The 7,098-nt window shown below is 55.0% G+C and carries 7 protein-coding genes; all 7 read right to left on the reverse strand.

Annotated elements, in window-relative coordinates:
• Positions 1–80 precede the first annotated feature (80 nt).
• Positions 81–2,012, reverse strand: coding sequence for a T6SS phospholipase effector Tle1-like catalytic domain-containing protein (locus GM672_RS17295; RefSeq protein WP_170300112.1), 1,932 nt, complete (start codon positions 2,010–2,012; stop codon positions 81–83).
• Positions 2,002–2,538 carry a DUF3304 domain-containing protein gene (locus GM672_RS17300; RefSeq protein ID WP_170300113.1) on the reverse strand — a complete coding sequence of 179 codons (537 nt, stop codon included), beginning with the start codon at positions 2,536–2,538 and terminating at the stop codon, positions 2,002–2,004. Before GM672_RS17300 ends, GM672_RS17295 begins: the two co-directional genes overlap by 11 nt.
• Positions 2,539–2,675: 137 nt before the next feature.
• Positions 2,676–3,197: a DUF3304 domain-containing protein gene (locus GM672_RS29980; RefSeq protein WP_371867080.1), complete on the reverse strand. Its 522-nt coding sequence runs from the start codon at positions 3,195–3,197 to the stop codon at positions 2,676–2,678.
• 92 nt (positions 3,198–3,289) lie between these two features.
• Entirely contained in the window at positions 3,290–4,168 is an 879-nt protein-coding gene (locus GM672_RS17310) for a DUF4123 domain-containing protein (protein WP_170300114.1), read from the reverse strand.
• Positions 4,165–5,790, reverse strand: a complete 1,626-nt coding sequence (locus GM672_RS29760) for a DUF2345 domain-containing protein (protein ID WP_308807498.1) — start codon at positions 5,788–5,790, stop codon at positions 4,165–4,167. The genes GM672_RS17310 and GM672_RS29760 overlap by 4 nt, the downstream gene beginning before the upstream one ends.
• A 53-nt stretch (positions 5,791–5,843) precedes the next feature.
• Positions 5,844–6,911, reverse strand: coding sequence for a type VI secretion system Vgr family protein (locus GM672_RS29765; protein WP_308807497.1), 1,068 nt, complete (start codon positions 6,909–6,911; stop codon positions 5,844–5,846).
• A gap of 80 nt (positions 6,912–6,991) precedes the next feature.
• Positions 6,992–7,098, reverse strand: a 107-nt coding sequence (locus tag GM672_RS17320) for an IS3 family transposase (RefSeq protein ID WP_155471785.1), incomplete at its 5' end; no start/stop codon positions are given.

The following is a 7,098-nucleotide window of genomic DNA, read 5'->3' on the forward strand; positions in this document are numbered from 1 at the left end:
CTCAGGAAGCGCGGCCTTGGCCGCCCTTTTTTTGTTCGATTGCAATCGCTGACCACCGTGGGGTGCTCCTGTAGCGCCCACTACGCGCGCCGCTTGCGCCGCTGGGCCGCCGCAGCACGGGCCTCTTCGTTCAATGCCGCTGTCCGTTCCCTCAGCATCTGGTCACCATTGTTGCCGAAATAAGTGCGCCGGAACTTCGCCAGTCCGATGCCATTCAACAGGAACTCATTGACGCCGTCCGATGCTAGGCCTGCCATCGAATCGTGGACCCAGTAGTCGAAAAATTCGTAAATTGCCGCAGATTGTGGCTGAATCGATATTGATTCGATAACAGTCAGCAGATCACGTTCTGGCGACTTTTCATCTCTAAGGAGGGGAAAGCCACGTGTATTCAGCCATGCTTTCCACCGCTGCAAGATGGCCCCGAGATCGTTCGCAATCTGGTCGTTTTTTCCGACATCTTGTCGGTCCAATAAGGCCAGAATACGGCGGGCAGCGAGAGTATTGGGCGCTGTCAGCAGTCCCAATACTCCCTTGCCGAGAGATTGAAAAGGCTGATCCAAATACGTGTCAAACTCCTCATCACCTTTCATGCAATCCTCCATATAGACGCACGCGGCGGCCAGAATGGCTATGAAATGCTGCTGCGAATCTTGTAAGAACTCTTTTTCTTTCGTCGTTCTTTGAAAGAACGGTCGCATGTAGTAAGGCTGGGCGGAAGGATGAGTGTACGGTTCACGTCTTGCCTGGTGACGATAGGTTAAATAGTGTCCCATGTGTGCCCGTGTCATCTCTTCGACTGGGCCGCGCGCGACGCTGGCAGCCTTCATGTATGCATCAAACGCATCCCTCCCTGCTTGATTTGGTATAAGCGCAGTTTTGATATCCATTTTTAATTCGGAAAGTGACCGGAACGGTACCCCCGCAGCAAGCGCAGCGCAATACATTTCAAAACCAGGAATTCTGGCGAGGGCTTCCGACTTACCTTGCGATGTTTCGCTGTAGCCGCCACCTACATCCGAGTGTGCGCCGGGATAGACGTATTCCTTGACGTTGGGCGGGTATTTTCCGTCGATTCGCACTGAGTCAAGGGGGAACGTGGAACGTACCTCATGGGCGGCCACAATGTGGAGACAGCTCTCCACTCCCGGATGGATTTGCATATTATTCGAAGCCCAGGATTGGCGCCCCTCTACCCCGAGTAGCCCGCTGGAAAAACCTCCTGCAAGTCCGACTGAGGCTACGGTATCGAAAATTCCGAGAAATTCTACCCTGATTGGGATGCCAGCGAAACTATAGCCACCATCAGCCTTCTCGCAAATCGCGTACAGCCAGTTTACAAAGGCTCGTGCTTCCGCAGCCCCACGGGAGAATCCAAATACTGACAAATTGATCTGATCGAGCCGCGGCCGATTTTTCCGTTGATTAGCGACCAATTTTTTTACTTCTTCGACCCAATATTTCCCAAAGGCGTGCTCGCGCAACGCTGCGAAACTGCTAAACCCGCCAATATTCTGAGCTATTTTTCCAGCGAGGTCACTCGGAATCACATCCTTATCGCTGATGAAATTGCTTACTGCGTTGAAAACTCTCGTAATCCCCCAGATTAGTCGAGGTTCGCCATTCCACGAGGCACCCGTCCCCAGTTTTCCACCGGAATCATTAATCTCCGGGAACGGTGTTCCGACGCCCGGAATATAATATTGAAAATAACGGTCTGTACCTTCCGTTACCTTGGTTTTGTACACATGAAATAGGCGAACGACATTGCTGTGTTTTTGTTTTTTTGGTTGATTGCGGACGCTGATATAATCCAGCATTTCATTATTTCCCGTGCCGTCGAAAAATATGCCAGCAAAAACTTGTCCGGAACATGCCAGCTTTTGCGAAACGTTTGTCCGCGCGGATAACGCCTTCGCTCTAAGCATGTTTTCTCTGGCAGTCAACGGCCTCAATACGGATCGCGTCTTGCTCAGTTCTGGGTTATGCGCAAATTCGATATTAGCATTCAACTGAGCCTCCTCCGCGTTTTGCTGCCTCAGCCATCGACTCTTTGGTGCTGGATGCTTTCCAAGGCGCCAAGTCATCCTTCGTCATGGGATAGAATGGATGCTGAGGAGAGCAAGGTGAAACAACTATCTTTATTTTTTCTCTGTAGAAGTGAACTTGCAGGCGGCCAGGAACCTTGTATTCAGGAATAGGTATCGCAATTTCCGCCGATGGAGATGCTGGCGTGGTTTCCTCTGTAAAGCCGTCATATTTCCACCATATTTTAACGGCTAAGCCGGGCCGCCAGACCGTTGGGATAGCAACGCAGCAGGTTTCTGCGCCCCCGCTCTCAGAGTCGACATTGGGACCCATAACTCCATTTACATAAAATTCCGAAATAGAGATATCTGTAGTATGGTTATATCCAGTGATACTGACGGCTGTAGTTCGTTCTCCGCAGCCGACCATCAGGAGGCTCGCAATCAGTGTCAAGCAGAAATTTTTGATGGAACTTAATATTCGGGTTCGGCTCGTGATTTTATGGTTCATATATCTCAGTACGATGAATGGGGGCGAACATGAATCCTTGCGTCGCTGGTTGAAGGGTGCGCATACAGTTATCAACCTCTTCCAGTACATCAAGGTGTGCGAACTTCCATGATTCAAGATGGCGCTTGATAGCATTTTTAACAATCAATTGTACCCCCTCCGCGACGGGCTGTTTCGGCCATTGACTGTTTCGTCCCAGAGGCTTCCCAAGGGGCCAGATCCTCTTTCGACATTGGATAAAACGGGTGGTATGGCGAGCAAGGTGATACTACAATCTTGATCCTATCCTTGTAGAAATGTATCTGGAGTTTGTCTGGGGTCTTGTATTCCGGTATTGGAACGGAGATTTCAGCGGGTGGTGGTGGAGGTATCAGGTCTGCAATCATTCCATCATATTCCCACCAGATCTTCGCAGTCAAACCCGGTCGCCAAATGTTTGGAAGCAAAATGCAACAGGTTTCGGCTCCGCCGCCGCCGTCCGCACTTGCGTTTGGCCCCATGACCCCATCTACATACAGCCCGGCGATTGAGAGATCCTTCATGTGGTTGTAAGCTGTGATACTTACTGCTGTTCTATTATCCCTGCACCCGCTCAAAAATGTAGTAGCGATCGAGAATAAAAACAACGTAGCGATCGATTTTTTTCTAAACGGTATCATAGGTTTCAAGTGTGTAGTTCATTAAATTATGATTCATGTTCGGAAGTCTGCAGCAGTACGTGATGTCGATGGAATCCATGGGTCGATACATGCTATAGAATTCCGCGTTCGACAAGATATTCGCCCAAACCATTCTCGGGCCAAGATTTTTCCTTTAGTATGGAAAAGAGCCCACTATCGATATTGCTTGCACCATCGCTCAATAATGACGCCACGGCGAGCGAGAACACGTCAGCTGGACATTTCACGCCAAATTTCAATGCGATATCGTGTGAATCCGCCACCAGTGCATAGCGCCGCGAGCAACTGATTTTCTCGGGAACGATATCCGGAATCGACTCGAGAATCATGGCCAGCATCGCGTCCGGATGCGAAAGTTGGAGGAGCTGGTCGAGCTGTGAAGTGTTCAGCGTGATACCGATACTAGCGTTGCTTCGGAGGCTTACCGGACAGCGGCTTAGTCGTGCTGTCCTGTCATAATAAACCCAGTCGGCCAGGGGAGAGCTGATGCTTGCCCACTGATCGGCATCCAGAATCGACGGCAGCGCCGCCAGCACCCTTGTGTCGGCGAAGCGCAGCAGCAGCTGCTGATGATCGATGACGTTCACCATGTGCAGCCCTTGCCATGCTCCCCGCAATTCATGAAGCGATATCCTGCTGGCGGCGAAGCTCAGCATTGGGCGTCCCTGGCAATGCCTGAGGAGCACGGTGAGTTGCTGCTGCAACGTAGCGTCGAGGGTAAGGGGCACGAGCCATGGCGCGGCCTTTTCCAGACCCTCGAACTGAGCAGAGGCAAAGCAGTTGATGCCGGACCTTGCATAAGGCGTCGTATCGCAGGTCGGGTAGTCGAATGCGCCATCCACCAGGGCTGCCCACGTCATTTCCGGTGAATTCAGCATTAAGGTGGACAGTTCCTGTACCGCGTTCTTGACGACTACGTCATCGACCGTGAAGTAGAGCGGGTCCCTCATGCCACCACCGCGGCAAGTGGCGAGCCCGACCGAAGCGCCTTGATCAGGCATTCGACGCAAACCGGTGCACCGGTTGGCAGTCGGGGCATCGGGTAGTCCAGTGAGTCCGGTGCATCGAAGCTTTTCTTGCCCGCGTTGATGGTGATCTTACCGGGGCCTTGAACTGTAATATTCCCGCCCTCGATCGTGATGTTTGCGCCGCCCGCCGTCGATAAACTGATACGCTTGGCTGCTGCCCAATCGACATGCGCGTTGGCACTGACGATCGTCACCTCATCCCTTGCCTGGATGCTCAGCGTATCGGATTGCGCCTGCATGTCCAGCTCATCTTTGGCAGTGATCAGTTGCAAGCCCAGGCCGCCATCTGCGGGCGCCATCGCGCCGCCCAGGATACCGATCGCCTGGCCAGTGTGCATGCGGAACTGTCCGCCGGCCACGAATTGCGTATCCTGGCCACTCATCAGTGTGATTGCTTCGCCATTGGCCAATTGCACACTGTGACCCGCCGTGACCCCCAGACCGCCTTTGGCCGATAGTGCAATAAGCGGATCAGTCGAGTGTGGAAGTTTTCCTCCGCCCGGATCGGTTGATTTTTCCGAAGCGTCGGCTTTTGCAGCATCGAGCGATTCGGCATCGACCATCCCGGATACGGCCTTGAGCATCGCGGCCAACGGCGCAGCTTGTTCGTCAATGACGCTCGCGTCGGCGTTGATCGTTCCCACATGCATTGCCAGCGCAACTGTTTTATGGGTGATTGCTGCGTCGCTGAACGTTTTCGCTATTTGTGTGGCCTGCTTCAGCAGGGCGATACCTGCGGCATTGTCCCCGGCAGGATCACGTCCTTGCGCTGCGTGCGTCATTCGGTAACTCGACACCAACAATCCAGCGCCCCCCCGAACCGCGCCGTACGCATCCGTGCGCAGTTCAACGCCTTGACCACGCAGGCTGCCGCGATAGTTGTCCGCGCTGTGGATCAGGTGACCCAGGTTCAGCTCACTGGCCGCATGACTGGATTTGAGCTGAATACGGCCTTGCGCGTCGGTGTCATCGAAGACCAGTTGGTTATAGCCGGTGCCACCGAATTCCTTGGTCCGCACGCCCCACTGGGCGGCACCATTGCGGTGACCGTTGCTGTCGGCGGAAGCGCCGTGCCACACCGGGCTGTTTCCCGAGGCCAGATTGCCTTGTCCGGAAGTGGCATGGTCATGGGCCGGCGCGAAGCTGTCCATGCTGCCATCATCTCCAGCTCGGCCGCCTGGCGTGGGTACGACGCCACCTTCGCCTCGGCCATTGTAGAGTGCCCCCACGATGATCGGACGATCGATGTCGTTCTCGAGGAATTGCACAAGCACTTCCTGGCCAATGCGGGGCAGGAACTGGCTGCCCATGCCTCCGCCAGCCGAACGCTGTGCGACACGCACCCAGCAACTGGCATTTTCGTCCTGCCAGTGAAAGCGGATGCGTACACGGCCGAGTGCATCGCAAAACAATTCGTCGGCACCCTGCGCGCTGGTGTCGCCGTTCGCCCCAACAACGAGGGCGGTCTGGCTGCCGTGCGCGACCGGCCGTGGATGGCTGCGTAGCGCTCCGTGGCTGTCGATAAAGGCCGGTCGCCATGGCACCGCTGCTGCGATCGCGTCGAGACAGTTCGCGTAACCCGTAGCGCGTGCCTGGGTCAGGACGGCATCAACGAATTCCGGGACGTCATCAGGCAGCAACTCTTCCAATAATTCCGGGATCGCGCCCAGGATCTCGGCGACTGCATCCCTGGCGTCGGACGGCAGATTATTAATGCCGATACTGAAAACCCGTATGGCCACGTAGGCAGCGCCGTTGGCACTGCTCGCCAGGGGGCTATCGACCAGAGCGAATCGCTTACCCGGGCGCAGCGAGCGTACCGTCGAGCGCATGGACCAAGTGGCGCCGGCAACCTCGACGCTTCAGCGTGGAGCGTTGCGTAGTGTTCGGCATGGCCGGCATGGGCGAACGAATAATGCCCTGGTGCTTCGTAATGTTCCAGCATCGGCAGGGACTTGCGACTGGATTGCGTTGTTGCCACGCTGGCCTTGACGATTTTCTTCGACTTGTAGTCATAGCTGAGCATGGCGCTTTCGCTGGGGATCAAACGGCGCGTGTTTGAGATGGCCTGGATCGCGTCGCTTTCCTCGCTGGAGCGCGCGGCATGGAATCGGATGCCACCCTTGCTTGCACTGGAGGTGTCTTCCGCGATTGCCGCACGGTCCACGCTGTCCGAGAACAACACCATGCAATGGTCCTCCTCGACGTCTTCGAAATACCACCCCAAGCCTTCTTCCGTCAGCAGGCGCGTGACGAAATCGAGGTCGCTCTCGCGGTACTGGCAGCAATAATCTCGCGAGCCTGCGTTAGTGAGAAAGGCATCAACGTCGTCACTCCACCGCCAACGAGCCAGCGGCAGATAGGACGCGAAGACTGAATCGATAATCTCCCGGACGTTGCTGTTTTCCCATGCGCGGCTGTTGCGTACTTCGCCCAACTGCCATAGCCAGGGTGACAGACGCAATCGGTAGCGGGCGAAGCCGCCATCGCTTCCCAGTACGGCTACCGCGGATATATAACCGCGGAAGCTCGCCCGCGTACCGTCAGCCAAACTTGCCAGTAATTGCGCGGGCTTGCCGATCAGGATGGATGGTTCGATGTGGGCGCTCAGGGACAAGGCAATAACATCGCGATACCCGACCTGCTGCATTCGCTCGTCAGCCACGAATGCTTCGACCAGAAGATTATCGCGAGCAGCTAAACCGGACTGCTCGCTGATGGTCAGTTTGAATCGCCACGAGTTTCCTAGACACTCGCGAGCCGCTTGAAATACTGCTTTTCATACTCGACCGGCGACAAGTCATTGCTGAAGCTGTGCCGGCGCTTCGGATTGTAGAACATCTCGATGTAAT

The sequence above is a fragment of the Pseudoduganella buxea genome (assembly GCF_009720835.1).
Taxonomy (GTDB): domain Bacteria; phylum Pseudomonadota; class Gammaproteobacteria; order Burkholderiales; family Burkholderiaceae_D; genus Rugamonas; species Rugamonas buxea.

Coding starts and splice junctions, on each gene's coding strand:
- GM672_RS17300 (WP_170300113.1), bottom strand. CDS start 2,538: ATGAACCATAAAATCACGAGCCGAACCCGAATATTAAGTTCCATCAAA.
- GM672_RS17310 (WP_170300114.1), bottom strand. CDS start 4,168: ATGAGGGACCCGCTCTACTTCACGGTCGATGACGTAGTCGTCAAGAAC.
- GM672_RS29980 (WP_371867080.1), bottom strand. CDS start 3,197: ATGATACCGTTTAGAAAAAAATCGATCGCTACGTTGTTTTTATTCTCG.